The sequence below is a fragment of the Paenirhizobium selenitireducens ATCC BAA-1503 genome, assembly GCF_000518785.1.
GTDB lineage: Bacteria > Pseudomonadota > Alphaproteobacteria > Rhizobiales > Rhizobiaceae > Allorhizobium > Allorhizobium selenitireducens.
In genome coordinates, this window is the sequence record NZ_JAEG01000006.1 from 298,531 (window position 1) to 323,188 (window position 24,658).

General features: G+C 63.3%; 19 protein-coding genes and 1 tRNA gene. 13 read left to right on the forward strand and 7 right to left on the reverse strand.

Annotation, left to right across the window (positions count from 1 at the left end):
• Positions 1–35 precede the first annotated feature (35 nt).
• The 5 genes from hemH (at position 36) to L867_RS0108875 (ending at position 5,862) form a co-directional block, all read left to right on the forward strand.
• Positions 36–1,070: a ferrochelatase gene (gene hemH / locus L867_RS0108855; RefSeq protein ID WP_028736543.1), complete on the forward strand. Its 1,035-nt coding sequence runs from the start codon at positions 36–38 to the stop codon at positions 1,068–1,070.
• Positions 1,071–1,457: 387 nt separating this feature from the next.
• On the forward strand, positions 1,458–2,063 hold the full coding sequence (locus tag L867_RS0108860; protein WP_028736544.1) for a hypothetical protein: 606 nt from the start codon (positions 1,458–1,460) through the stop codon (positions 2,061–2,063).
• 98 nt (positions 2,064–2,161) lie between these two features.
• Entirely contained in the window at positions 2,162–4,120 is a 1,959-nt protein-coding gene (locus L867_RS0108865) for a methyl-accepting chemotaxis protein (protein ID WP_028736545.1), read from the forward strand.
• A gap of 264 nt (positions 4,121–4,384) precedes the next feature.
• On the forward strand, positions 4,385–5,401 hold the full coding sequence (locus tag L867_RS0108870; RefSeq protein WP_028736546.1) for an SPFH domain-containing protein: 1,017 nt from the start codon (positions 4,385–4,387) through the stop codon (positions 5,399–5,401).
• A gap of 2 nt (positions 5,402–5,403) precedes the next feature.
• Entirely contained in the window at positions 5,404–5,862 is a 459-nt protein-coding gene (locus tag L867_RS0108875; RefSeq protein ID WP_028736547.1) for an NfeD family protein, read from the forward strand.
• Here L867_RS0108875 and L867_RS0108880 read toward each other — a convergent pair whose 3' ends face one another.
• Positions 5,863–6,858: a KpsF/GutQ family sugar-phosphate isomerase gene (locus tag L867_RS0108880; RefSeq protein WP_028736548.1), complete on the reverse strand. Its 996-nt coding sequence runs from the start codon at positions 6,856–6,858 to the stop codon at positions 5,863–5,865.
• A 210-nt stretch (positions 6,859–7,068) separates the two neighbouring features.
• Here L867_RS0108880 and L867_RS0108885 point away from each other — a divergent pair, with 210 nt between their 5' ends.
• Positions 7,069–8,628 carry an outer membrane beta-barrel protein gene (locus L867_RS0108885; protein ID WP_051438890.1) on the forward strand — a complete coding sequence of 520 codons (1,560 nt, stop codon included), beginning with the start codon at positions 7,069–7,071 and terminating at the stop codon, positions 8,626–8,628.
• A 69-nt stretch (positions 8,629–8,697) separates the two neighbouring features.
• On the opposite strand, the gene galU is transcribed toward L867_RS0108885, so the two are convergent.
• Entirely contained in the window at positions 8,698–9,585 is an 888-nt protein-coding gene (gene galU, locus L867_RS0108890; protein WP_028736550.1) for a UTP--glucose-1-phosphate uridylyltransferase GalU, read from the reverse strand.
• 195 nt (positions 9,586–9,780) lie between these two features.
• Here galU and L867_RS0108895 point away from each other — a divergent pair, with 195 nt between their 5' ends.
• Together L867_RS0108895 and L867_RS0108900 are read left to right on the forward strand one after the other, a co-directional pair.
• Positions 9,781–10,992, forward strand: coding sequence for a lytic murein transglycosylase (locus L867_RS0108895; RefSeq protein ID WP_028736551.1), 1,212 nt, complete (start codon positions 9,781–9,783; stop codon positions 10,990–10,992).
• Between the two features lie 75 nt (positions 10,993–11,067).
• Entirely contained in the window at positions 11,068–12,243 is a 1,176-nt protein-coding gene (locus L867_RS0108900) for an SGNH/GDSL hydrolase family protein (RefSeq protein ID WP_028736552.1), read from the forward strand.
• Between the two features lie 46 nt (positions 12,244–12,289).
• Here the strand turns inward: L867_RS0108900 and L867_RS0108905 are convergent, their stop codons facing one another.
• Both L867_RS0108905 and gltB read right to left on the reverse strand, forming a co-directional pair.
• Positions 12,290–13,744, reverse strand: coding sequence for a glutamate synthase subunit beta (locus tag L867_RS0108905; RefSeq protein WP_028736553.1), 1,455 nt, complete (start codon positions 13,742–13,744; stop codon positions 12,290–12,292).
• Between the two features lie 93 nt (positions 13,745–13,837).
• Positions 13,838–18,559 (reverse strand): glutamate synthase large subunit, encoded by a 4,722-nt coding sequence (gltB, locus tag L867_RS0108910; protein WP_028736554.1) that lies wholly within the window; start codon positions 18,557–18,559, stop codon positions 13,838–13,840.
• A gap of 419 nt (positions 18,560–18,978) precedes the next feature.
• Here gltB and L867_RS0108915 point away from each other — a divergent pair, with 419 nt between their 5' ends.
• A complete protein-coding gene (locus tag L867_RS0108915) occupies positions 18,979–20,028 on the forward strand; it encodes a threonine aldolase family protein (RefSeq protein WP_028736555.1) in 1,050 nt (349 codons plus the stop codon).
• An 83-nt stretch (positions 20,029–20,111) separates the two neighbouring features.
• On the opposite strand, the gene L867_RS0108920 is transcribed toward L867_RS0108915, so the two are convergent.
• Entirely contained in the window at positions 20,112–20,579 is a 468-nt protein-coding gene (locus tag L867_RS0108920) for an Hsp20 family protein (RefSeq protein WP_028736556.1), read from the reverse strand.
• On the opposite strand from L867_RS0108920, the gene L867_RS27330 reads away from it, so the two are divergent.
• Both L867_RS27330 and L867_RS0108925 read left to right on the forward strand, forming a co-directional pair.
• Positions 20,571–20,729: a hypothetical protein gene (locus L867_RS27330; protein ID WP_156951557.1), complete on the forward strand. Its 159-nt coding sequence runs from the start codon at positions 20,571–20,573 to the stop codon at positions 20,727–20,729. The genes L867_RS0108920 and L867_RS27330 overlap by 9 nt on opposite strands.
• Before the next feature lie 240 nt (positions 20,730–20,969).
• On the forward strand, positions 20,970–21,959 hold the full coding sequence (locus L867_RS0108925; RefSeq protein ID WP_028736557.1) for an alpha/beta fold hydrolase: 990 nt from the start codon (positions 20,970–20,972) through the stop codon (positions 21,957–21,959).
• Between the two features lie 20 nt (positions 21,960–21,979).
• Here the strand turns inward: L867_RS0108925 and hisN are convergent, their stop codons facing one another.
• Complete coding sequence (gene hisN, locus L867_RS0108930; RefSeq protein ID WP_028736558.1) at positions 21,980–22,756, reverse strand: histidinol-phosphatase; 777 nt, start codon at positions 22,754–22,756, stop codon at positions 21,980–21,982.
• Between the two features lie 270 nt (positions 22,757–23,026).
• Entirely contained in the window at positions 23,027–23,902 is an 876-nt protein-coding gene (locus L867_RS0108935; protein ID WP_028736559.1) for an N-formylglutamate amidohydrolase, read from the reverse strand.
• Between the two features lie 199 nt (positions 23,903–24,101).
• Here L867_RS0108935 and cpdR1 point away from each other — a divergent pair, with 199 nt between their 5' ends.
• Both cpdR1 and L867_RS0108945 read left to right on the forward strand, forming a co-directional pair.
• Complete coding sequence (gene cpdR1 / locus L867_RS0108940; protein WP_028736560.1) at positions 24,102–24,464, forward strand: response regulator CpdR1; 363 nt, start codon at positions 24,102–24,104, stop codon at positions 24,462–24,464.
• Positions 24,465–24,558: 94 nt separating this feature from the next.
• A tRNA-Val gene (locus L867_RS0108945) sits at positions 24,559–24,633 on the forward strand.
• Positions 24,634–24,658 lie beyond the last annotated feature (25 nt).

The window sequence follows — 24,658 nt, forward strand, 5'->3', positions numbered from 1 at the left end:
TATTGGATATCGAGCGTCACCAGCAGGATTTCGAAATGACCGCAGATATGTCCAATCTCCCCGCCAATCATCCGCCCGTCCGTTTCGGCAAGGTCGGCGTACTTCTCGTCAACCTCGGCACGCCGGACGGCACCGACTACACGTCGATGCGACGCTATCTGCGGGAATTCCTGACCGACCGGCGCGTCATCGAATGGTCTCCGTGGAAATGGTACCCAATCCTGTTCGGCATCGTGCTCAATACGCGCCCGCAAAAGGTCGGCAAGGCCTATGAGGCGATCTGGAACAAGGACAAGGACGAGAGCTATCTGCGGACCTATACGCGCAGCCAGGCAGAGCTCATGGCCGAAGCGCTGAAGGACTACCCGAACGTCATCGTCGACTGGGCGATGCGCTACGGCCAGCCGTCCATCGCCTCGAAGATCGATGCGCTGCACGCCGCCGGCTGCGAGAGGATCCTGCTCTTCCCACTCTATCCGCAATATGCGGCCTCGACGACCGCCACCGTCAACGACAAGGCCTTCGAGCACCTGATGAAGATGCGCTGGCAGCCGGCGCTGCGGACCGTGCCGCCCTACCACGACGATCCGGCCTATATCGACGCGCTGGCGGTTTCGGTCGAGAAGAAGCTTGCCACCCTCGACTGGGAACCGGAGATCCTGATTACCTCGTTCCATGGCATTCCCCAGTCCTATTTCAGGCAGGGCGATCCCTATCACTGCCACTGCATGAAGACCGGCCGCCTGCTGCGTGAACGCCTTGGCTTGCCGAAAGAGAAGTTCATGGTGACTTTCCAGTCGCGCTTCGGACCGGAAGAGTGGCTGCAGCCCTATACCGACAAGACGATGGAGAAGCTTGCCAAGGACGGGGTCAAGCGCCTCGCCATCATGAACCCCGGATTCGTATCGGACTGTCTCGAAACGCTCGAGGAAATCGCCGGCGAAGCAGGCGAGATCTTCCACCACAATGGCGGCGAGAAATTCGTCCACATCCCCTGCCTGAACGACAGCCCTGAGGGCATGGGCGTGCTGGAGACCGTCGTGCGGCGCGAACTCCAGGGCTGGGTGTGATCCAGCGCATTGCCAGGCGCCGATCGAAGCGCGCCTGGCCCTTGCATGGTCCGCTGCTGCCGTTTCCGACCGGAAGTTCCGTCCCGCTTGGCCGGCGTTGAAAACGCAACCCAGAAAAGAGTTGACCACCGACCGACACCTTTCGGAAGCATGCGACACATCGCCTCACATGCGCAAAAAACAGACAGATTTCAGTCGCTTGCACCAAAAGGCGGCAGGAAGGTCTTGCCGCCTGCAACCACCCTGAAGTTGCGTCGCAGCTCATACAGCACCCCCTTCGCCACGACTAAGCCATTGGTTTTCAATGGGAATTCTCAAGGGTAATTTTTAACATTAACGCTAATTTAAAAAGTCACTCCTAGAATCCACGCATCGAAGGAGAGACCTATGGCAAAACTCAAGACCACTCTGGCCGCCGGGATGCTGGCGCTGTCCGTGTCGCAAGCCTTGGCCCAGTCGCCGGAGCCCAACATCAAGGCGCTGGTCACGCCGACCGTTCTGGAAGACATGCACAAGCTCATCGATTCCGAGATCGTCCAGATTTCGATCAATGCGCAGAACCAGCAGCACCAGAAACTCGCCCAGTCCGCGATCGACGCCCTTGACGCGCAATGGCGCGCCGAACGTGAAAAGGATGACAAGCCGCTGATCGCAGCGACGTTGTCCAATCCCCTGTCGGTCTATCTCGCGCGCCTCCAGGGCCGCTCCCTCGGTCTCTACGCCGAAATTTTCGTCATGGACCAGAACGGCCTCAATGTCGGACAGAGCTCGGTGACCTCCGACTTCTGGCAAGGCGACGAGGACAAGTTCCAGAAGACCTACAACGTTGCAGGCGACGCCGTCTTCATCGACGCGCCGGAATGGGATGACGAGGCCAAGATCTGGCGCGGCCAGGTCAGCTTTACCGTCACCCAGGACAAGAAGTCGATCGGAGCCGTCACCGTAGAACTCAACCTGACCGAGCTCGAACGGCGGGCGGCCGTGGGCATCTGAAACCGGGCGACATCGCAAATGCGGATCGTTCGATGGCAGTCACCCCCAGAACCATCCGTTCGATCGCCACGTCCTGCGAACCAAATTAAGGTTAGACCATGATCAAGAACATATCAGTCAGCGCCAAGGGCTTCGCGGCATTCGGCATATTGGCGGTCATCGCCATCGGCGCCTCCGGCTTCATCTACACGAGGGCCAAGACGGCGACGGTTCTGGTCGAGAACAAGCTGGTCATGGACCAGCTGCTCACCAGGACCGCCGAACTGTCCGACGACATGGTGCAGTCGAACCTGGTCCTGAAGAACTTCCTGCTGACCGGCAATCGTGATTTCGTCGCGGCGCTCGAGCAGTCGACGCAGAAGATCGACGGCCAGGTGCCTGCTCTCGACAAGCTGTTCGACGCGGAAGCGCAGAACGAACTGCCGACGCTGCGCGAGGCGATCGCCAAGATCGGCGAATGGCGCACCACCGTCGCCGACCGCCAGATCAAGCTGATGCGCGATCCGATGACCGTCGAGCTGGCCCGTGCCATCGAACTGACCGGCGACGGATCGCGGTTGATGTCCGAATTCAACGACAAGCTCAAGACGGTGACGACGGAACTGCAGAAGCGCGCCGACGCTGCATCGGCCGACCAGAAGTCGGCGCTGTCGGCCGTGGAACTGATCAGCCTGCTGGCCTCGGTCCTGGTTGCCCTGGTTGCCGCCCTGATGGGCTTCCTGAACTTCCGGCTCGTGTCGCGGCCACTCGCTCGCCTTGCCGACGTCACCTCGCGTCTCGCCGATGGCGACCTGAATGTCACGATCGACAAGGGCGGCAAGGACGAGATCGGCCAGATGGCGGAATCCATGCAGGTGTTCCGCGAGGCCGCCATCGCCAACAAGCGCCTGCAGGCGGAAGCCGAGGAAACCCGCTCGCATGCCGAAGCCGACCGGATCGCCGCCCAGCAGCGCGTCGAGGCCGAAGCCGCCGAACGCCTGCGCATTGCGACTTCCGGCCTTGCCCATGGCCTGAAGCGCCTGGCCGCCGGCGAACTCTCCTTCCAGCTCGAAGAAGCCTTCGCGCCGGACTTCGAAGCCCTGCGCCACGACTTCAACCAGTCGGTCCGCCAGCTGAACACCACGCTTGCGGCCATCACCGACAGCGTGGCCACCATGGAGACCGGCACACAGGAGATCGCCTCGGGTACCGACCACCTCTCCAAGCGGACCGAACAACAGGCCGCTGCCCTTGAGGAAACCGCAGCCGCCGTCGAGGAAATCACCGCCAACGTGCTCAATTCGACCAAGCGGACGGAAGAAGCCCGCTCGGTGGCATCGCAGGCCAACTCCTCGGCAAACCAGTCCTCCGAGGTCGTCGGACGGGCCGAAGAGGCCATGCGCAAAATCGAGGAAAGCTCGCGCCAGATCTCCAACATCATCGGCGTGATCGACGAGATCGCCTTCCAGACCAACCTCTTGGCCCTGAACGCCGGTGTCGAGGCGGCCCGTGCCGGTGAAGCCGGCAAGGGCTTTGCAGTTGTCGCCCAGGAAGTGCGCGAACTGGCCCAGCGCTCGGCCAATGCGGCAAAGGAAATCAAGGCCCTTATCCACAATTCGTCGACCGAAGTGTCGAGCGGCGTGGACCTGGTCCGCCAGGCGAGCGAAGCCTTGCGCACCATCGGCGCCTTCATCGCCGACATGAACATCCATATGGACGCGATCGCGATCTCGGCCAAGGAACAGTCGACCGGTCTCTCCGAAGTCAACCAGGCCGTCAACCAGATGGACCAGACCACGCAGCAGAATGCCGCCATGGTCGAGGAATCGAACGCGGCTTCCGCCGCCCTGGCAAACGAAGCGGCAAAGCTGCGGGAGCTGATCTCGCAGTTCACCATCAACGGCGCAGCAACAACCCAGGCGTCGGCCCTGCGCGCAACCGCACGCAGCATGGCCCAGCCGAACCGGCCCGCCGCCTCCCGCCCGGCCCAGTATGCCCAACCGGCCCGCAGCAGCGCGCCCGCCATGCGCAGCCACGGCAACGCAGCGGTCGCCAACGAGAGCTGGGAAGAGTTCTGAGCCAATCGGAAGACACGGCGGCCTCAGGGACCGCGAGGTAAAGAAGGGCCGCGCAGGCGATTGCGCGGCCCTTTCCCGTTGATCTTCCCATTTGAAACAACACCCGGCGAAGGCGGCGCCTCCTCCCCAAAACCTGACGCGCCTTACGGCCTGCGCCGTCGCTTCAGTCCGTTTTTGCGGTCACTTCATCTTGCTATCGGCCGCCGGATCGCCCACTTGTAGTTCAGGTTGCGGCTCGCTCGCCGTTCAGGAGGAGAGATTTCCATGCCTTTCGCAGGTCCCGATATCGTCGTCATCGCGCTGGTCGCGCTTGTCATCCTCGTTCTCTTCGCCGGCATCAAGACGGTGCCACAGGGCTTCCGCTATACGATCGAGCGCTTCGGCCGCTATACGCGCACGCTTGAGCCCGGCCTCAACCTGATCGTTCCCTTCATCGAGCGGATCGGCTCCAAGCTCAATGTCATGGAACAGGTGCTCGACGTTCCAACCCAGGAAGTCATCACCAAGGACAATGCCAGCGTCTCCGCAGACGCCGTCGCCTTCTACCAGATCCTCAATGCCGCCCAGGCCGCCTATCAGGTCGCCGATCTGCAGAACGCCATCCTCAACCTCACCATGACCAATATCCGCTCGGTCATGGGCTCAATGGATCTCGACGAACTTCTGTCCAACCGCGAGGTCATCAATGACCGGCTGCTGCGCGTCGTCGATGAGGCCGTCGGCCCGTGGGGCATCAAGGTCACGCGCGTCGAGATCAAGGATATCCAGCCGCCGAAGGATCTGGTGGATGCCATGGGCAGGCAGATGAAGGCCGAGCGCGAAAAGCGCGCCCAGGTGCTGGAAGCCGAAGGCTTCCGCAACGCGCAGATCCTGCGCGCCGAGGGCGCCAAGCAGTCTGCCATCCTGCAGGCGGAAGGCCAGCGCGAAGCCGCCTATCGTGAGGCGGAAGCAAGGGAGCGGCTGGCCGAGGCGGAAGCCAAGGCAACGCGCATGGTGTCCGAAGCGATCGCCGCCGGCGACCTCAATGCGATCAATTACTTCGTCGCGCAGAAATACACCGAGGCGATGAGTGCGATCGGCACGGCGCCGAATTCCAAGATCGTGCTCATGCCAATGGAGGCATCGAGCCTGATCGGCTCGCTCGGCGGGATCGGCGCCATTGCCCGCGAAGTGTTCGGGGAGCAGACCTCGGCGCCCAAGCCCCGCCCGGTGGCGCCGCCGGCGGCCCCTGCCCGCACCACGCCTGTCATCAATCCCTTTGCGCCTGAGCGGGAGAACTGAGCATGCTGAGCCGCGCGGTCGCCGAACTCGGTCCCTGGAGCTGGTGGCTGCTCGGCCTGCTGCTGCTGGCCGCCGAACTGCTTCTGCCGGGCGTCTTCCTGGTGTGGATCGGCATCGGGGCGATCGCCACCGGCGTGCTGTCGCTGCTGCTGTGGGAAACCGCCCTTTGGGGCTGGCAGATCCAGCTGCTGGTCTTCGCGGCGCTGGCCGTCGTATCGACCCTTCTCGGCCGCAGGTTCCTGTCGAAATCGGATCAGGTAACGGACGAGCCGATGCTGAACCAGCGCGGCGCGAGCCTCGTCGGCCGCACCGCCACCTTGCAGGAACCCATTGCGGAAGGCCGGGGACGCATTCGCCTCGACGATACCCACTGGCCGGTTCTTGGGCCGGATTTGCCCGTCGGCACCAAGGTCAGGATCGTCTCCTGGAACGGCCGCGACCTGACGGTCGAGGCCGCCTGATCAGGCGACGCCGACGCGCAGCAGGTCGTGGAAGTGCACGATGCCGAGCGGCGTGCCGTCTTCTTCGGTGACGAACAGCGCCGAGATATTGTGCTGGTTGAGGATGCCCATGGCGCTGGTCGCCAGCATGGTGGAACTGACCGTCTTCGGGTTGGGCGTCATCACGTCATCAACCAGGCTTTCGCCGAGATTGATGCTAAGGTGACGGGCGATGTCGCCGTCGGTAACGATGCCGCACAGGGTCCCGGCCTCGTCGATCACGCCGACGCAGCCGAAACGCTTCATCGACAGCACGGTGATCGCTTCCGGCATGCCGGTGCCGACCGGAACGAGCGGGATGCTGTCGCCGGTGTGCATGATGTCGGAGACATGGCTGAGCATGGCTCCGAGCTTGCCGCCCGGATGGAAGGTGCGGAAATCATGGGCCGTGAAGCCGCGTGCTTCGAGAAGAGCAATCGCCAGCGCGTCGCCCATGGCGAGCTGCATGATGGTCGAGGTCGTCGGCGCGACCCCGTGCGGACAGGCTTCCTGTTCCTTCGGCAGCAGAAGCACGATGTCAGCTTCGCGCGCCAGCGTGGAGGTTTCGCCGGAGGTCAGCGCGATCAGCGGAATGGAAAAGCGGCGCGAATAGGAGAGAATGCCGTGCAACTCGGTGCTCTCGCCGCTCCACGACATGGCCAGGATCACGTCGTCGCGGGCGATCATGCCGAGGTCGCCGTGATTGGCTTCGGCCGGATGGACGAAGAAGGACGGCGTGCCGGTCGAGGCAAAGGTCGCTGCGAGCTTCGTGCCGATATGGCCGCTCTTGCCGACGCCGGTGACGATCACGCGGCCGGAAATGCCGCCGATCACTTTGATGGCGTTGCAGAAGGGACCGGCCAGACTGCCGGTCAACGCCCGTTCGAGGGCGTCCAGTCCGTTTCGCTCGGTTGAGACCACCCGGAGAGCCGATTCGATGGCTCCGGCTTCGACGAGATTTACAGCGCGCTTGATCATTCCGGTTCCTTAACGCTTTTGCCTGCCGGTGTCCACAAAATGACGGATACTCCCGTCCAGGTTGGGCATGTCGTGCACAGCATAACGGCGAAAACTCGTTCGTCCGGGCGCAAATCTCTCATTTTGAGCCAGCAGCGCCATAGCAACCAAACGTTAACCACAAGGCTTTACGTTTGGGTAAGCATTTCAGCATTGCCGGGCGAAGTCCAGATGGTTCAGAACGTAAAGACCGAAGCGGAAGCTGCGCGCCGCAGGGTTAATTCCCTGTCGGCCGGTCTCCTGACCTGCGGCCTGCTCGGCCTTGGCCTGCCCGCCGCCGCGCAGACACTCGCACCGACGACGACCTGGACGCCGCTGCCGAGAAGCAGCACAAACTCCACGACGACCGCCGCGGACCAGACCACGGCCGCAACGGCCGATGCCACCGGAGCGACAAGCGCCACCGGGACCGCCGTGGATCCGACGACCACGGCCACGACAGGCAGTCCGAACGGCACCACGCCTCCGCTGGAAGGCGATGCGGCGCTCGACCCGGAACTGGACCCGGATGCCAACGCGCAGCCGCTCGACTTCGGCCGTCAGAACCTGCGCGAGACGACGCTCGACGACCCGACGGCGCTGAGAACCCGGCGTGACGCCGATGCGGCCAGTGACGGGGTCAGGCTCGGCACCATGGTGCTGCGCCCCTCCATCACGGAGAAACTCGTCCACGAGCGCAGCAACAGCGGTGGCGAGCGGACCAACCGCACCTTCTCCGAAACAGGCCTCAAGGGAAGCCTGACCTCCGACTGGTCGCGCCACGAGCTGACGATCGGCGGCGAAGGCTACTGGCAGAAGAACCTCTCCGGCGACGGAGCGACCGATCCCCGCGCCAACCTCAATGCCGACCTGCGCCTCGACCTTGCCGACGATACCGTCGCCCACATCAAGGGCGGCTACGCCTTCAGCCGCGAGGACAGCGACGATCCGAACGCCGTTTCCGGTGCATCGGTGCAGTCTGGCATCCACCAGTATACTGGCGGCGTTTCGGTGGAGCATGACTTCGGCCGGCTCCGCGGCACGATCGCGGCGGACGTCACCCGTTCGCAATATTCGGATGCCGAGCTTTCCGACGGCACAAGCCTCGCCCTCAGCGATCGCGACCGTTGGGCCGGCGAGTTGCGCGGCCGCGTCGGCTATGAAATCTCCCCTGCCCTCACCCCCTTCATCGAAGTGGCGATCGGCAAGATCACCTATGACGAAAAGCTCGACACCTCAGGCTACGCCCGCTCGGCCGATACCTACGGCGCGAGGGCCGGCGTGGCTGCCGATTTCGGCGACAAGCTCAAGGGAGAACTGGGCATCGGCTACGAGCGCCAGCGCTTCGAGGACTCGCGCCTCGACGAACTTGCGGCCCTGACCGTGGACGGCAACGTCACCTGGTCGCCGCGCCAGGGAACGGACGTGGATCTCGGCCTGTCGACGAGCATCGATCCGTCGACCACGGCCGGCCTCAACGGCTCGGTGATCTACGCGCTGGATTCCGCCGTGCAGCACCAGCTGCGCAGCAATCTCGTGCTGCGCCTGGCGAACACCGTCGAATGGACGCGCTATCCAGACAGCGCTTCGTCCGAGGATTCGATCACCTACACGACCGGCGCCGGGCTTACCTGGAGCATCAATCGTTATCTCGACCTCACGACCGACGTCGAATACGAACGCAAGGAACAGAACGGCTCGTCGGGCAGCGACGTTCTGACCACTTCGATCGGGCTGACAGCCAAGCGATAGCGCCATTTCACCCAACAAAAAACCGCGCCCTCGACGGGCGCGGTTCGTTTGTCTGGAAAGACGGTCGGCTTACTTCAGCGCGGCAAGCAGCGCCTTCAGCGGTTCCTCGATCATCGGGCGGATATCGGCGCGCTCGATGGCGAAGGAAACATTGGCCAGGATGAAACCGTCCTTGGCGCCGCAGTCGAAGGTCTCGCCCTTGAAGTGGTAACCGGCAAAGGCCTGCGCCTTGGCGAGCTTCAGCATGCCGTCGGTCAGCTGGATCTCGTTGCCGGCGCCGCGCTCCTGCGTCTCAAGGATAGAGAAAATCTCGGGCTGCAGGATGTAGCGGCCATTGATGAAGAAGTTGGACGGAGCGGTGCCCTTGGCCGGCTTCTCGACCATCTCGGTGATCCTGAAGCCGCCTTCGAGTGCCTCACCGACGCCGACGATGCCGTATTTGTGCGCCTGGGACGGATCGCACTCCTCGACCGCGATGATGTTGCCGCCGGTCTTTTCAAAGAGCTCGACCATGCCCTTGAGGCAGCCCTTTTCGCCGCGCATGATCATGTCCGGCAGCAAGAGGGCAAACGGTTCCTCGCCGACGATGTCGCGGGCGCACCACACCGCATGGCCGAGCCCCAGAGGCTCCTGCTGGCGGGTGAAACTTGCGGAGCCGGCCTTCGGCAGAAGTCCGGAGAGCAGGGTCAGCTCGGCATTCTTGTTGCGAGCCTTGAGGGTCTGCTCCAGTTCGTACTGAATGTCGAAGTAATCTTCGATGACACCCTTGCCGCGGCCGGTGACGAAGACAAAATGTTCGATCCCGGCTTCGGCAGCCTCGTCGACGACGTATTGAATGACCGGCTTGTCGACGACGGTCAGCATTTCCTTCGGAACGGCCTTCGTGGCCGGAAGAAAACGCGTGCCGAGACCGGCAACAGGGAAAACGGCTTTACGGAGTTTATTACGTTGGACCACACATTCCTCCTCGAGGATTCTGCCAGGGCGTCTTCAATACGCACACGCCCACTACTATATATTCACTACCATTTCGCAAAGGTTTCACGAGGCCCCGCGCCATGGTAAAGACTTTGTTGACGCTGTTGCCTTAACCTAGGCTGAACAGCCTCCAGATCGGCTGGAAAAGAACCGTAACAGAGCGGGGATGTTCCCATGACGAGTAAAAATCGCAAGCTTCTCGGAGCGATTGCCATTTCCATCGCCGCCGGCCTCATGCCGGGGACGGCCTCGGCGGATGCCGGTTTCAAGAAATGGATCAACGGCTTCTATTCGACGGCGGCCAAAAGCGGCATCAGCCAGAAGACCTATAATCAGGCCTTTGCCGGCGTTTCCGAACCCGATCCCTTCGTGCTCGAGAAGGCACGCTATCAGCCCGAGTTCAAGGCGCAGATCTGGGATTATCTCGATTCGCGCGTCAATCCGTACACGGTGCAGATCGGGCGCGAGATGGCGGCGAAATACGGATCGACGCTCGCGGCGCTCGAGCGCCATTTCGGCGTCGACCGCAACATCCTGCTCGCCATCTGGTCGATGGAATCCAATTATGGCGCGGCGCTCGAAAGCCCGGACCGGCTGCACCACGTGCCGCGGGCGCTGGCAACGCTTGGCTATGCCGATGCCAAGCGGTCGAAATATGCCAAGAACCAGCTGATCGCCGCGTTGAAAATGCTGCAGAACGGCGACGTCGCCTCGAAAAACCTGATGGGTTCCTGGGCCGGTGCGATGGGCCATACCCAGTTCATCCCGTCGAGCTATCTGCTCTATGCGATCGACGCGGACGGCAACGGCCGCAGGGACATCTGGCATTCGGTTCCGGACGCGCTGGCCACCTCCGCCAACCTGCTGGCCAAGAACGGCTGGCAGACCGGCAAGACCTGGGGCTACGAGATCGTCGTGCCGAAGGGTGGCCATGCCCATGCCGGCAAGACCAAGACGCTCGCCCAATGGGCGGCTCTTGGTTTCGCGCGGCCGAGCGGCAAGGGTTTCAAGAACGGCGGCGAACGGGCCGAGCTGAAGATGCCGGGCGGTGCCAACGGCCCCGGCTTCCTGATGACCAAGAACTTCTTCACCATCAAGCGCTACAACGCCGCCGACAGCTACGCGCTGGCCGTCGGCCTGCTTGCCGACGAGCTCGCCGGCTATGGCGGCATGAAGCAGGGATGGCCGCGGCCCGACGGCAGCCTCGACATCAAGGAGAAGTTCGAGCTGCAGAGCCGCATGCAGGCGCTCGGTTACTATGACGGCAAGATCGACGGCAATTTCGGCTCGGGTTCGAAGGCGGCGATTGCCGCGATCCAGGCCCGGCTCGGCATGGCCGCGGACGGACAGCCGTCGAAGGATCTGCTCGACAAGCTGCGCAATTGACAATCGCGCATGCCCGCAGCACATATCCGATGATCTCGCGCGGATAGCGCGACACGGACAGGGACGGCGAACGGGATGCGGGAGACAGGGCAAAACAGGGTCGTTCGGGGCTGGCTCGCTGGCGCAGTAGCGCTCGCCTTCCTGGCCGTATCGATTCTGGCGACCGAGGTCGAAGCCCAGCAGACCCGCCAGCCGCGCAACCTGATCGAGCTTTTGTTCGGGCAGCGCGAACCGCGCTATCCGGAGCCGCCGCCGCGCAAGGTGAAGACGCCGCGCACGGTGAAGAAGCAGACGAAAAGCGTCACCACCATCACCACGGCGCCGGCACCCCCACCGCCGGCCAAGATTGAGAGCGCCCGCAAGGTTCTGGTGATCGGCGATTTCGTCGCCGATGGCCTTGCCACGGGGTTGGTGGAGGCCTTCGCTACCTCCCCGGGCGTGATGATCGACGAGCGCAGCAACGGTTCGTCCGGACTGGTGCGCACCGACTATTTCGACTGGCAGACCGAGCTGCCGGCCATGATCGCCGAGGTCAAGCCGGCCGTCGTCATCATCGACATCGGTGCCAATGACCGCCAGCAGATGACTGGGGCTTCGGGCAAGCTGAATTTCCGCACGCCCGAATGGTTCGAGGAATATGAGCGGCGCGTGACCGCACTCGGCAAGGTGGTCACCGACGCCAAGATCCCCTTGCTGTGGGTCGGCATGCCGGCCTTTCGCCCGCAGAACATGACGGCGGACGCGCTGACGCTCAACGCCGTCTATCGTCGCGCCGTCGAGCGCATCGGCGGCGAGTTCATCGATGTGTGGGAAGGCTTCGTCGACCAGGACGGCCGCTTCATCGTCACCGGCTCGGACATCAACGGCCAGCAGGTCCGCCTGCGCGGCTCGGACGGCATCAACCTGACGGCCGCCGGCAAGCGCAAGCTCGCCTTCTATGTCGAGAAGTCCGCCCGCCGCCTGCTCGGCGACATGACGAGCCCGGATCTCGTCAGGCTCGACGCCAGCAACCTGCCCGAATTGCTGAACCTGCCGCCGTCTGAAATGCAGAATCTGGTCAGAACCCAGCCGATCGACCTGTTCGATCCGGAGCTGGACGGCGCAACCGAACTGCTCGGCGCAGCCCCCCTGCCCGTCGCCGCAATGCCGACGCCGCGTGACCAGCTGGTCAAGAACGGCACCCTGCCGCCGCCGCCATCAGGCCGCGTCGACGACCTGCGTATCCTGCAGACCGGCACCATCCAGAAATGAAAAGGGCCGCGAACGCGGCCCCTCCAAACTTTCGGGTTGCAGCCGCTCAGCGCGGCAGCACGCTTGCGCCCATCAGCGCCTCGTCGATCGCGCGCGCCGCCTGACGGCCCTCGCGGATCGCCCAGACCACCAGCGACTGGCCGCGGCGCACGTCGCCGGCCGTCCACAGCTTGTCGACCGAGGTCTTGTAGTCGCGATCGTTGGCGACGACGTTGGTCGAGCCGCGGCGGTCGGTGTTGAGCGTCAGCTTGCCGTCGAGTTCCTTGACGACGCTGTCGTTGAACGGTCCGCGGAAGCCGATGGCGATGAAGGCGAGATCGGCCTTGATGATGAATTCGGAACCGGCGATCGGCTTGCGCTTGTCGTCGACCTGGCAGCACTTGACGCCGGTGAGCACGCCGTCTTCGCCGACGAATTCGAGCGTGCCGACCTGGAACTCGCGGATCGCGCCTTCGGCCTGACTGGACGATGTGCGCATCTTGGTCGCCCAGAACGGCCAGATGGCCAGCTTGTCCTCAGTTTCCGGCGGACGCGGGCGAATGTCGAGCTGGGTGACCTTCACCGCGCCCTGGCGGAAGGCAGTCCCGACGCAGTCGGACGCCGTGTCGCCACCGCCCACGACGACGACATGCTTGCCGCCGGCGAGGATCGGGTCGGACGGCCAGCCATTGCTGTCGATGTTCTCGCGACCGACGCGGCGGTTCTGCTGCACGAGATAGGGCATTGCGTCATAGACGCCATGGAAGTCGACGCCGGGCATGCCGGCCTCGCGCGGGGTTTCCGAGCCGCCGCAGTAGAGCACGGCATCGTAATCCGCCAGCAGCTTCTCCGTCTTGACGTCGACGCCGACATTGACGCCGCAATGGAACGTGACGTTCTCGCCTTCCATCTGCTCGACGCGGCGATCGATGAAGTTCTTCTCCATCTTGAAGTCCGGAATGCCGTAGCGCAGCAGCCCGCCGGGCTTGGTCTCGCGCTCGTAGACATGCACCTCATGGCCGGCACGGCCGAGCTGCTGGGCAGCGGCCAGCCCGGACGGACCGGAACCGATGATCGCCACCTTCTTGCCGGTGTGCACGGTTGCCGGCTGCGGCACGATGAAGCCGAGCTCGTAGGCCTTGTCGGCGATCGCCTGCTCCACCGTCTTGATGGCGACGGGCGTATCTTCGAGGTTCAGCGTGCAGGCTTCCTCGCACGGAGCCGGACAGACGCGGCCGGTGAATTCCGGGAAGTTGTTGGTCGAGTGGAGGTTGCGGATCGCCTCCTCCCACTTGTTGTTGTAGACGAGGTCGTTCCAGTCCGGGATCTGGTTGTGTACCGGGCAGCCGGTCGGACCGTGGCAGTAGGGAATGCCGCAATCCATGCAGCGCGCCGCCTGCTTGGTGACCTCGGCATCCGACATCGGGATGGTGAATTCGCGGAAGTGACGGATGCGGTCGGACGCCGGCTGGTACTTCATGACCTGCCGGTCGATTTCCATAAAACCTGTAACCTTGCCCATATTCTGGATCCTGCTCAATATCTCGTGGACGGCACGCTCGCGTGCCCGAAGGGTGTCCCGCCGCATGACCGGCGGGACGGCTTCGAAAGGCGGTTATTCCGCCGCGACTCCCATGCGCATGCGTTCCATTTCCTCGAGCGCACGGCGGTATTCGACCGGCATGACCTTGCGGAACTTCGGACGGAAGCCTGCCCAGTTGTCGAGGATCTGCTTGGCGCGGGCCGAGCCCGTGTAATGCAGATGGTTCGAGATCAGCTGGTAGAGGCGTTCCTCGTCGTGCCGGGTCATGTCGCCGGATACGTCGACACGGCCCTTGTGCATCAGGTCGCCGCCATGGTGGTGCAGCTTTTCCAGCATGTCGTCTTCTTCCGGAACCGGCTCGAGTTCGACCATGGCCATGTTGCAGCGCTTGGCGAAATCGCCGCTCTCGTCGAGCACGTAGGCGACACCGCCCGACATGCCGGCCGCGAAGTTGCGGCCGGTTTCGCCGAGCACGACGACGACCCCGCCGGTCATGTATTCGCAGCCGTGGTCGCCCACGCCCTCGACCACCGCGACGGCGCCCGAATTGCGCACGGCGAAGCGCTCGCCGGCCACGCCGCGGAAATAGCACTCGCCGGCGATCGCACCGTAGAGAACCGTGTTGCCGACGATGATCGACTCCTCGGCGACGATCTTCGTGTTCTCCGGCGGACGGACGATGATGCGGCCGCCCGACAGGCCCTTGCCGACATAGTCATTGCCGTCGCCCACCAGATCGAAGGTGATGCCGCGGGCAAGGAAGGCGCCGAAGGACTGGCCGGCCGTGCCGTTGAGCGTCACATGGATCGTGTCGTCCTTCAGGCCCTTGTGGCCGTAGCGCTTGGCAAGCTCGCCCGACAGCATGGCGCCGGCCGAACGGTCGACGTTCTTGATGTCGACGTCGAAGACGACCGGCTGCTTGGCCTCAAGAGCCGGCATCGCCTTTTCGATCATCCTGCGGTCGAGCACGTCGTCGATCGGGTGCTTCTGCCGCTCGGTCCAGTAGGTCGCGGGCTTCGGTGCCGGGACCTTGTGGAAGATCTTGGAGAAGTCGAGACCCTTGGCCTTCCAGTGCGCCAGCATCTCTTCCTTCTCGAGCAGTTCGGAAGCGCCGATGATCTCGTCGAGCCGGGCGACGCCCAGCGAGGCGAGGATCTCGCGCACTTCCTCGGCGACGAAGAAGAAGTAGTTGACGACGTGTTCCGGCGTACCCTTGAAACGCTTCCTCAGGACCGGGTCCTGCGTGGCGACGCCGACGGGACACGTGTTGAGGTGGCACTTGCGCATCATGATGCAGCCGGCGGCGATCAGCGGCGCGGTGGCAAAGCCGAACTCGTCGGCGCCGAGCAGTGCGCCGATGATGACGTCGCGGCCGGTCTTCAGGCCACCATCGACCTGGAGCGCGATGCGCGAACGCAGGCCGTTGAGCACCAGCGTCTGCTGGGTCTCGGCAAGGCCGATTTCCCAAGGGGAGCCTGCATGCTTCAGCGAGGTGAGCGGCGATGCGCCCGTGCCGCCGTCGAAACCGGCAATGGTGATGTGGTCGGCGCGCGCCTTGGCGACGCCGGCGGCAACCGTGCCGACACCGACTTCCGAGACGAGCTTGACCGAGATGTCGGCCATCGGGTTGACGTTCTTCAGGTCGAAGATCAGCTGGGCCAGGTCTTCGATCGAGTAGATGTCATGGTGCGGCGGCGGCGAGATCAGGCCGACACCCGGGGTCGAGTGGCGGGTCTTGGCGATCGTCGCATCGACCTTGTGGCCGGGCAGCTGGCCGCCTTCGCCGGGCTTTGCCCCCTGCGCCACCTTGATCTGCAGCACATCGGCATTGACCAGGTATTCGGTGGTCACGCCGAAGCGGCCGGAGGCGACCTGCTTGATCGCCGAGCGCTCCGGGTTGGAAGCGCCGTTAAGAAGCGGCAGGTAGCGGTCCGCCTCTTCGCCGCCCTCGCCGGTGTTCGACTTGCCGCCGAACCGGTTCATGGCGACGGCGAGCGTCGTGTGTGCCTCGCGGCTGATCGAGCCGAAGGACATGGCACCGGTCGAGAAGCGCTTGACGATATCGACAGCCGGCTCGACTTCGTCGATCGAGATCGGCTTGCGGCCGAGCGCCTCGGCGCCCTTGATCTTGAACAGGCCGCGGATAGTGTTGAGCCGCAGCGAACTGTCGTTCACCAGGCTAGCGAACTCACGGTAGCGATCCTGGCTGTTGCCGCGCACCGCATGCTGCAGGGCCGCGATCGAATCCGGGCTCCAGGCATGGTTTTCGCCGCGCATGCGGTAGGCATATTCGCCGCCGATGTCGAGCGTGTTGGCCAGCACCGGATCCTTGCCGAAGGCAGCCTTGTGACGGGCAACGGTTTCCTCGGCGATCTCGGCAAGACCAATGCCTTCGATGATCGTCGCGGTGCCGAAGAAGTACTTCTCCACCAGTTCCGACGACAGGCCGATCGCGTCGAAGATCTGCGCGCCGCAATAGGACTGGTAGGTCGAGATGCCCATCTTGGACATGACCTTGAGGATGCCCTTGCCGACCGCCTTGATGTAGCGATAGACGACTTCGTCCTCGGACACTTCCTTGGGGAACTCGCCATGCTTGTGCATGTCGAGCAGCGTGTCGAAGGCGAGATACGGGTTGATTGCCTCCGCACCGTAACCGGCGAGACAGCAGAAGTGGTGGATTTCGCGCGGTTCGCCCGATTCCACGACGAGGCCGACCGAGGTGCGAAGCCCCTTGCGGATCAGGTGGTGGTGTACGGCCGCCGTCGCCAGCAGCGCCGGGATGGCGATGCGGTCCGGGCCGACCTGACGGTCGGACAGAACGATGATGTTGTAGCCGCCCTTGACTGCGGCCTCTGCCCGTTCGCAGAGCCGGTCGAGCATTTCCGGCATGCTTTCAGCGCCGCGATCGGCATCATAGGTGAAGTCGAGCGTCTTTGTGTCGAAGCGGTCTTCGGTGTGACCGATCGAGCGGATCTTCTCCAGATCGCCATTGGTCAGGATCGGCTGGCGCACTTCGAGCCGCTTGGCATGGGCCATGCCGGCATGGTCGAGAATGTTGGGCCGCGGGCCGATGAACGACACGAGGCTCATGACCAGTTCCTCGCGGATCGGATCGATCGGCGGGTTGGTGACCTGGGCGAAGTTCTGCTTGAAATAGGTGTAGAGCAGCTTCGACTTCTGCGACATGGCCGAAATCGGCGTGTCGGTCCCCATCGAGCCGATGGCTTCCTGGCCGGTCGTCGCCATCGGCGACATCAAGAGCTTGGTGTCCTCGCTGGTGTAGCCGAAGGCCTGCTGGCGATCGAGCAGCGAGACGTCGCGGCGAAGCGCCCGCGGCTCCACCGGCTTCAGGTCCTCGAGGATCAGCTGGGTGCGGTCGAGCCATTCGCGATAGGGATGGCTCTTGTAGAGTTCCGACTTGATCTCCTCGTCGCCGATGATGCGACCCTTTTCCATGTCGATCAGCAGCATCTTGCCGGGCTGCAGGCGCCACTTCTTGACGATCGTCTCCTCCGGAACCGGCAGCGTGCCGGCCTCAGAGGCCATGATGATACGGTCATCCGTGGTGACGATGTAGCGGGCCGGACGCAGACCGTTGCGGTCGAGCGTCGCGCCGATCTGACGGCCGTCGGTGAAGGCAACGGCGGCCGGGCCGTCCCACGGCTCCATCAGGGCCGCGTGATACTCGTAGAACGCCTTGCGCTCCGGGCTCATCGACTGGTTGCCGGCCCAGGCCTCGGGGATCAGCATCATCACGGCCTGCGCCATCGGATATCCGCCGCGCATGAGGAATTCGAGCGCGTTGTCGAAGCAGGCGGTGTCCGACTGGCCTTCGTAGGAAATCGGCCAGAGCTTGGAAATGTCGCTGCCGAACAGCGGCGAGGAGACCGAAGCCTGGCGCGCCGCCATCCAGTTGACGTTGCCGCGCAGCGTGTTGATTTCGCCGTTATGGGCAACCATGCGGTAGGGATGCGCCAGCTTCCACGACGGGAAGGTGTTGGTCGAAAAGCGCTGGTGAACGAGCGCCACGGCCGATTCGAAGCGCGGATCGGCGAGGTCCTTGTAGTAGACACCAACCTGGAAGGCGAGGAACATGCCCTTGTAGACGATCGTCGAGGACGACAGGGACACCGGATAGAAGCCGGTATCCTCGCCCTTGAACTCGTCATAGATGCGGTTGGAAATGACCTTGCGCAGCAGGAACAGCCGGCGCTCGAAGGTCTCCTGGGTCGCGGCATCACGGCCCGCGCCGATGAAGACCTGGATGTGGCGCGGCTCGGTCGCGGCAATGTCCGGCGCCTTGGAGAGCGAGGAATTGTCGACCGGCACGTCGCGGTAGCCGATCAAGACCTGGCCCTCGGCCTGACAGACATCGGAGATGATCTTCTTGAAGTGCGCGATCTGCGTCTCGTCCTGCGGGAAGAAGAAGTGGCCGACGGCGTATTCGCCGGCCTTCGGCAGGGTGATGCCCTGCTTGGCCATCTCCTCGCGGAAGAAACGGTCCGGGATCTGCACCAGGATACCGGCGCCATCGCCCATCAGGGGATCGGCACCGACGGCACCGCGATGGGTCAGGTTCTCCAGGATGAACAGGCCGTCCTTGACGATCTGGTGGGACTTCTGTCCCTTCATATGGGCAATGAAGCCGACGCCGCAGGCATCGTGCTCGTTCCTCGGATCATAGAGGCCCTGCTTGGCGGGAAGACCATAGGTGGCCGCTCGCACCGGACGATCTTCGTTCGCCGCGGTGGATGCCTGCACGATCTCTTCGGATGGCGTCATCTTGGTCATTGCCTTCCCTCCATTTGCGTCCCGGAGCCGGGGTTCATTCCCGCCAGAACCGCTGGCGTCGACGCCGGCGCAGCCGCTGCATTCTGGAGAGAAAAGCTCTCACCATCATGACAAGCGAACCGAACCGGCTCAGGATCTTCCAATTAGGTCAATTACTCTGACCTATTTTCCATTTTTCTATGACAGAAAGCGCATGCCGGCGCAAGGCGGCTCGGCAAAAAATTAACGGGCACGGGAGCTGTTTGTTTCACGTTCAGGCCAGTCCGCGTAATTTAATTACTTCACAGAGAAAAATTCGCCCCGGTTGTTGCGCGCACGTATAATTCCACATCGGTCCGCCGCGGAATGGATTGATCGGGCCGTCGAAATCCCTAATCTGCCGATCACCGATTTCACCCTTCGCAAACGGAATCCCTGCCATGTTCTTCGCCTCCGACAACTGGGCCGGCGCCCATCCGAAGATTGCCGAAAGCCTCGCGCGCGAAGCGGCCGGCTACGCCGCCGCTTACGGCACCAGCGACCTCGACCGGCGCATGGAAGAGCGCTTCAACGACCTGTTCCAGCGCGAGGTCGCCGTCTTCTTCGTCGGCACCGGCACGGCCGCCAATTCGCTGGCGCTGGCCGCAGTGGCAAAACCCGGTGGCGTCACCTTCTGCCATTCCGAGGCCCATGTCACGGCCGACGAATGCGGCGCGCCGGAATTCCTCACCGGCGCCTGCCGGCTCCATGCCGTGCATGGCCCGGGCGGCAAGATGGACAAGGACGCACTCTCCGCCGCGATCGGCCGATACCCGCCCGGTGCCGTGCACCAGGGACGCCCGATGGCCGTCACGCTGACCCAGGCGACGGAATCGGGCACGGTCTATTCGCTCGACGAAATCGAGGCGATCGGCGCCGTCGCACGCACCAACAATCTGCCGCTACACATGGACGGCGCCCGCTTCGCCAATGCGCTCGTCGCCCTCGACGCCAGCCCCGCCGACATGACCTGGAAGCGCGGCGTTGACATCCTGTCCTTCGGCGCCACGAAGAACGGCTGCTGGTGCGCCGAGGCGATCATCTTCCTGAAGCCCGAACTGGCAACCGAAATGCCGTTCATCCGCAAGCGCTCGGCCCAGCTCTTCTCCAAGACGCGTTTCATCTCGGCCCAGCTCGAGGCCTATCTCGAGGGCGGTCTCTGGCTTGAGCTGGCCCGCAACGCCAATGCCACGGCCGACCGCCTGCGCGCCGGCATCGGCGCGGCATCGAAAAGCCGGCTCGCCTGGAACACCACGACCAACGAGGTGTTTGCGGTCCTCACCAAGGATGCAGCGGCCCTGGCGGAAAGCCGTGGCGCAAAGTTCTACGACTGGCCCGTGCCGGCGGAAACCCCGGACCTGCTGCAGGACAACGAAATGCTGATCCGCCTGGTGACGAGCTTTGCCACCACGGAAGACGACGTCGACCGTTTCCTCGACGTGCTGGCCTGACGTCCGAACCTGAGCGACAGCCATGAAAAAGGGCGGCACCCCATGCGGGGAGCCGCCCTTTTCAATTCTAACCGGCGCCTGGATCAGGCGACGCGGGCCTCGATGGCCTTCGGTGCGTTGCCGGCCTCGGCGCTGATCGAAATCCGGCGCGGCTTCATGGCCTCCGGAATGTTGCGCAGAAGGTCGATGTGGAGCAGGCCGTTCTTCAGCGAGGCGCTCTGTACTTCCACATGGTCGGCAAGCTGGAAGCGGCGCTCGAAGGCGCGCTTGGCGATGCCGCGGTAGAGGAACTCGCTCTGCTCGACCTTGTCTTCCTCGGCCTTTTCGCCCTTCACGGTCAGCACCTGGGCATGGGCTTCGATCGACAACTCGGTTTCACCGAAGCCGGCGACCGCCATGGTGATGCGGTAGGTGGTCTCGCCCGTGCGTTCGATATTGTAAGGCGGATAGGTCTGGGCCTGCTCCGGCTGGCCGAGACTGTCCAGCATGGTGAACAGGCGGTCGAAACCGACGGTGGAGCGGTAGAGGGGGGAAAAATCGACGTGACGCATGATGTCCTCCTTGAAGCGACGTTTTGCGGTTTTCTCGTCCGGCGCCCCGTGACCGGCGGCGGCGGAATGGCTTGCGATCCCTTGTTGGCGACCACAGGAAAAAAGATGGGAACCGCGCAATTCGAATTCAAGGCCGTCAGCGGACGATGAATTCAACGTGAACGGACGGTTCAGCGGCAGTTCAATGCCCGGGCGCTAGAACGTCACCATCGGATGTCTCACCCCGATGGCCGGAAGAAAACGTCCCTTCCCTTCCGGTCGCCTTTCGCCGGAACCGCGCCCGTGTCCCTCATGCGGTTCCGGCTTTTTTCTTTGACCTCGCCCGGCCTTCGTCCTATCCGATTGTGTGAAGGGGCGGTTGCGCCCGCGCACGATTCGGTGAATGCGAGCATGGACCCCATCCTACACGCCACCCCCGGCAATCTGATCCCCGGCACCCCCATCATCGGCTTCTTCACCGGCCATCGCGGCGTCAAGCTGCGCTATGCGGTCTTCCGCTCCGATGCTTCGGTCGCCAAGGGCACGGTGGTTCTCCTGCACGGACGCAACGAAGCGATCGAGAAGTATTTCGAGACCATTCGTGACCTGAATGCCCGCGGTCTCTGGGTTGCGACCTTCGATTTTCGCGGCCAGGGCGGATCGCAGCGCCTGCTGAAGAACCCCCGCAAGGGCCACGTCCATCGCTTTTCAGACTATGTCCGGGACCTGGAGCTCTTCATCGAGCATATCGTCCTGCCCGATACCCGCCTGCCCTTCTTCCTGCTGGCGCATTCGACCGGCGGTCTGATCGCACTGTCCGCCGCCCCGAGGCTGGCAAACCGCATCGACCGCATGGTGCTTCTCGCTCCCTTCGTCGGGCTCGGCGGGCAGAAGCTGTCGCCGAAGAACATTCACAGGATTTCGCGGCTTGCCACCTTCACCGGCCTCGGGCGCATCTGCCTGACCTCGGACGATCCGACGAAACCCTATGACGACAACCCGCTCACCTCGGACCAGCAACGCTACCAGCGCAATGTCGACATCCTGACGGCGCATCCGCATCTGGCGCTGGGGCCGCCGACGGCGCGCTGGCTCTACGAGGCGCAGGAAACGATCAGGCAAGTCTCGTCGCCGAAACATCTCGCCTCGATCACCGTGCCGACCGTGATCGTCGCACCGGGCAACGATCCCATCGTACCCTTTGCCTATCAGGAGAAGCTGTCGCAGTATTTCCGCGCCGCACAACTGGTGCCGGTGCCGGGCAGCCGTCACGAAATCCTGCAGGAGCGCGATCGTTTCCGCGCCCAGGCGCTCGCCGCCGTCGACGCCTTCATCCCCGGCGGAGACCCGGAGCCGGAAACCGGCAATGCACCCGCCCTTCCCAAATTTTCCGAGGACTGACGGGCCTTGAGCGTGACGTCTTAGTTGTCGCGGAGCATGTCCAGCGCCTGCGCATGGAGCGCGGCACTGCCGGCAGCCACGACGCAGCCGCCGCCCTCGGGACGTCCGCCGTCCCAGGTGGTGATCTTGCCGCCCGCCTGTTCGATCAGCGGGATCAGCGCGCCGACGTCGTAGGGCTTGAGCACGGTCTCGATGACGAGATCGACATGGCCGGCAGCGAGAAGCGCATAGGCATAGCAGTCGATGCCGTAGCGGAAGAGCTTCACACGGTCCTGCACCGCCTGGAACTTGGCGATTTCCGCACCCTTGAACAGGTGCGGCGAGGTGGTGAAGAGGATCGCATTATCGATGCCGCCGCAGTCGCGCGTGCGGATCTGCCGCTCCCCGTCCGGGCCGCTGTACCAGGAGCGCTCGCCGTCGGCGAAATAGCGTTCGCCGGTGAACGGCTGGTCCATCAGCCCCATGACGGAGCGGCCCTTTTCCTGAAAACCGATCAGCGTTCCCCAGACCGGCACGCCGGAGATGAAGGCGCGCGTCCCGTCGATCGGATCGATCACCCAGACGTGGTCGCGGTCGGTGCCGATGTCCGCATGTTCCTCGCCGAGTATGCCGTGATCGGGATATTCCGCCTCGATCAGGGTACGAATCGCCGCCTCTGCCGCCTGGTCGCCCTCGGTGACCGGATCGAAACCGCCCTGCTCCTTGTTGGAGATGCTGAGAGGCGAACGGAACCGCGGCAAGGTTTCGGCCTTGGCGGCTTCGGCGAGACGATTGAAGAAACTGCGATCGGGACGCATCGGCTTTTCCGCTGGCTGGAAATGGATCGGACCAGCGTTCTCTTAAAGCAGTTTCGCCGATTTGCAATCGCCGGAGGCACCGCGGCCCCTCGGCACGAATTGCGTAAAAAAGCGCCACGCTCAAAAAAGTGACTATTGACGCCTTGACGGTTGTGCGCTGCAACAATAATATGACTTTGCAGTCTCCGGACTGTAAATACCCTCCTTGGGTGTTTCCTCCCTAGACTTAGCCGCGCCAATGGCGCGGTTTTTTTTTGACCTGCGGGAAGTCTACTCGGCGGCCAGCGCCGCATCGCCGGAGTAATCGGCAACGAATTCAGCCATTTGCTGCATGAAGACGGCGATTGAGCCCGCCAGCGCGCCGAAATCGCCGCGCTTCGCCAGCGTCGTTTCATCGACATAGAGCGAGCGGTTCACCTCGATCTGCAGCGCATGCAGGCCGCGGGCCGGACGGCCATAGTGTTCGGTGATGAATCCGCCGGCATAGGGCTTGTTGCGCACGGCGGCGAAGCCCAGCCCTTCGAGAAACTCCTGCGCGGCGTGGGAGAGCTCGGCCGAGGCGCTGGTGCCGTAGCGATCGCCGATGATGAAGTCGGGCCGGATGCTGCTGCCCGCGACGCGGATATTGCCCGGCATCGAATGGCAGTCGATCAGCACACCGAAGCCGAATCGCGCATGGGTACGCGCGATCAGTTTCCGCAGGCAGGCATGGTAGGGCTTGTAGATCGCCTCGATGCGTTCGAGCGCTTCGGCCACCGGCAACCGCTTCGCATAGATCTCGACGTTCTCGGCGACGATGCGGGGAATGGTGCCGAGCCCGCCGGCGACGCGCACGGAATTGATGTTGGCAAAGGGCGGCACCGCGTCGGAGAACATGCGCGGGTCGAGTTCGTAGGGCTCGCGATTGACGTCGACGAAGGCGCGCGGGAAATGCGCAAGCAGCAGAGGCGCGCCGAAATCCGGCGCGGCGCCGAAAAGCTCGTCGACGTAATGGTCCTCGGAGCGGCGGATGGCGAGACCGTCGAGGCGCGACTGATCGAGGAAACCGGGGGAGTAGCGGCGCCCGCTATGCGGCGAGTTGTAGACGAAGGGGATGGACTGCGTTTCCGGCTCGCGCACCTCGAACAGCTCGAAATCGCCTGTCATCCCGTTCACGGTTCCTCTTTTTTACCAAGTCACAACCTTGTTGCGTCGACCATGTTGCCAGTTGCCCCTGCGAAAGTCCATATTGGCGGCAATGGCGATCGAGCCCGGAAAACCGGTTCTTCACCGGATGTTTACTCGACGAGAGCAAACTTTAAAGCCCGAAAGCCTTCCATGGAAATGAGTGAGTAGCGGACCTCCAATGATTCAGAAAATTCTTCTCGCCGAAGACGACAACGACATGCGCCGGTTCCTGGTGAAGGCACTGGAGAAGGCGGGCTACAAGGTGTCCTCCTTCGACAATGGCGCAAGCGCCTATGACCGCCTTCGGGAAGAACCCTTCTCGCTGCTGCTGACCGACATCGTCATGCCCGAAATGGACGGCATCGAACTGGCGCGCCGCGCCACCGAACTCGATCCCGACCTCAAGGTGATGTTCATCACCGGCTTTGCCGCGGTCGCGCTCAATGCCGACTCGCAGGCTCCGAAGGACGCCAAGGTGCTTTCCAAGCCTTTCCACCTTCGCGACCTGGTGAACGAAGTCAACAAACTCCTTGCTGCGTAAGGGCTTGCCGGAGCGCTGTAAAAAACTCTTCACAAAACCCGAAAAAGCCTATTGACGGGCCTAAGTGTTTTGTGGTCTTAAGCCGCCATCGGATGGGCGTGTAGCTCAGCGGGAGAGCACTACGTTGACATCGTAGGGGTCACAGGTTCAATCCCTGTCACGCCCACCATCCTAATTCAAACAAGGGCTTGCCG

Coding starts and splice junctions, on each gene's coding strand:
- L867_RS0108895 (WP_028736551.1), top strand. CDS start 9,781: ATGACGAGTAAAAATCGCAAGCTTCTCGGAGCGATTGCCATTTCCATC.
- L867_RS0108870 (WP_028736546.1), top strand. CDS start 4,385: ATGCCTTTCGCAGGTCCCGATATCGTCGTCATCGCGCTGGTCGCGCTT.
- L867_RS0108925 (WP_028736557.1), top strand. CDS start 20,970: ATGGACCCCATCCTACACGCCACCCCCGGCAATCTGATCCCCGGCACC.
- L867_RS0108905 (WP_028736553.1), bottom strand. CDS start 13,744: ATGGGCAAGGTTACAGGTTTTATGGAAATCGACCGGCAGGTCATGAAG.
- hemH (WP_028736543.1), top strand. CDS start 36: ATGACCGCAGATATGTCCAATCTCCCCGCCAATCATCCGCCCGTCCGT.
- L867_RS0108880 (WP_028736548.1), bottom strand. CDS start 6,858: ATGATCAAGCGCGCTGTAAATCTCGTCGAAGCCGGAGCCATCGAATCG.
- L867_RS0108885 (WP_051438890.1), top strand. CDS start 7,069: ATGGTTCAGAACGTAAAGACCGAAGCGGAAGCTGCGCGCCGCAGGGTT.
- hisN (WP_028736558.1), bottom strand. CDS start 22,756: ATGCGTCCCGATCGCAGTTTCTTCAATCGTCTCGCCGAAGCCGCCAAG.
- gltB (WP_028736554.1), bottom strand. CDS start 18,559: ATGACCAAGATGACGCCATCCGAAGAGATCGTGCAGGCATCCACCGCG.
- L867_RS0108865 (WP_028736545.1), top strand. CDS start 2,162: ATGATCAAGAACATATCAGTCAGCGCCAAGGGCTTCGCGGCATTCGGC.
- cpdR1 (WP_028736560.1), top strand. CDS start 24,102: ATGATTCAGAAAATTCTTCTCGCCGAAGACGACAACGACATGCGCCGG.
- L867_RS0108860 (WP_028736544.1), top strand. CDS start 1,458: ATGGCAAAACTCAAGACCACTCTGGCCGCCGGGATGCTGGCGCTGTCC.
- L867_RS0108915 (WP_028736555.1), top strand. CDS start 18,979: ATGTTCTTCGCCTCCGACAACTGGGCCGGCGCCCATCCGAAGATTGCC.
- L867_RS0108875 (WP_028736547.1), top strand. CDS start 5,404: ATGCTGAGCCGCGCGGTCGCCGAACTCGGTCCCTGGAGCTGGTGGCTG.
- L867_RS0108920 (WP_028736556.1), bottom strand. CDS start 20,579: ATGCGTCACGTCGATTTTTCCCCCCTCTACCGCTCCACCGTCGGTTTC.
- L867_RS0108900 (WP_028736552.1), top strand. CDS start 11,068: ATGCGGGAGACAGGGCAAAACAGGGTCGTTCGGGGCTGGCTCGCTGGC.
- L867_RS0108935 (WP_028736559.1), bottom strand. CDS start 23,902: ATGACAGGCGATTTCGAGCTGTTCGAGGTGCGCGAGCCGGAAACGCAG.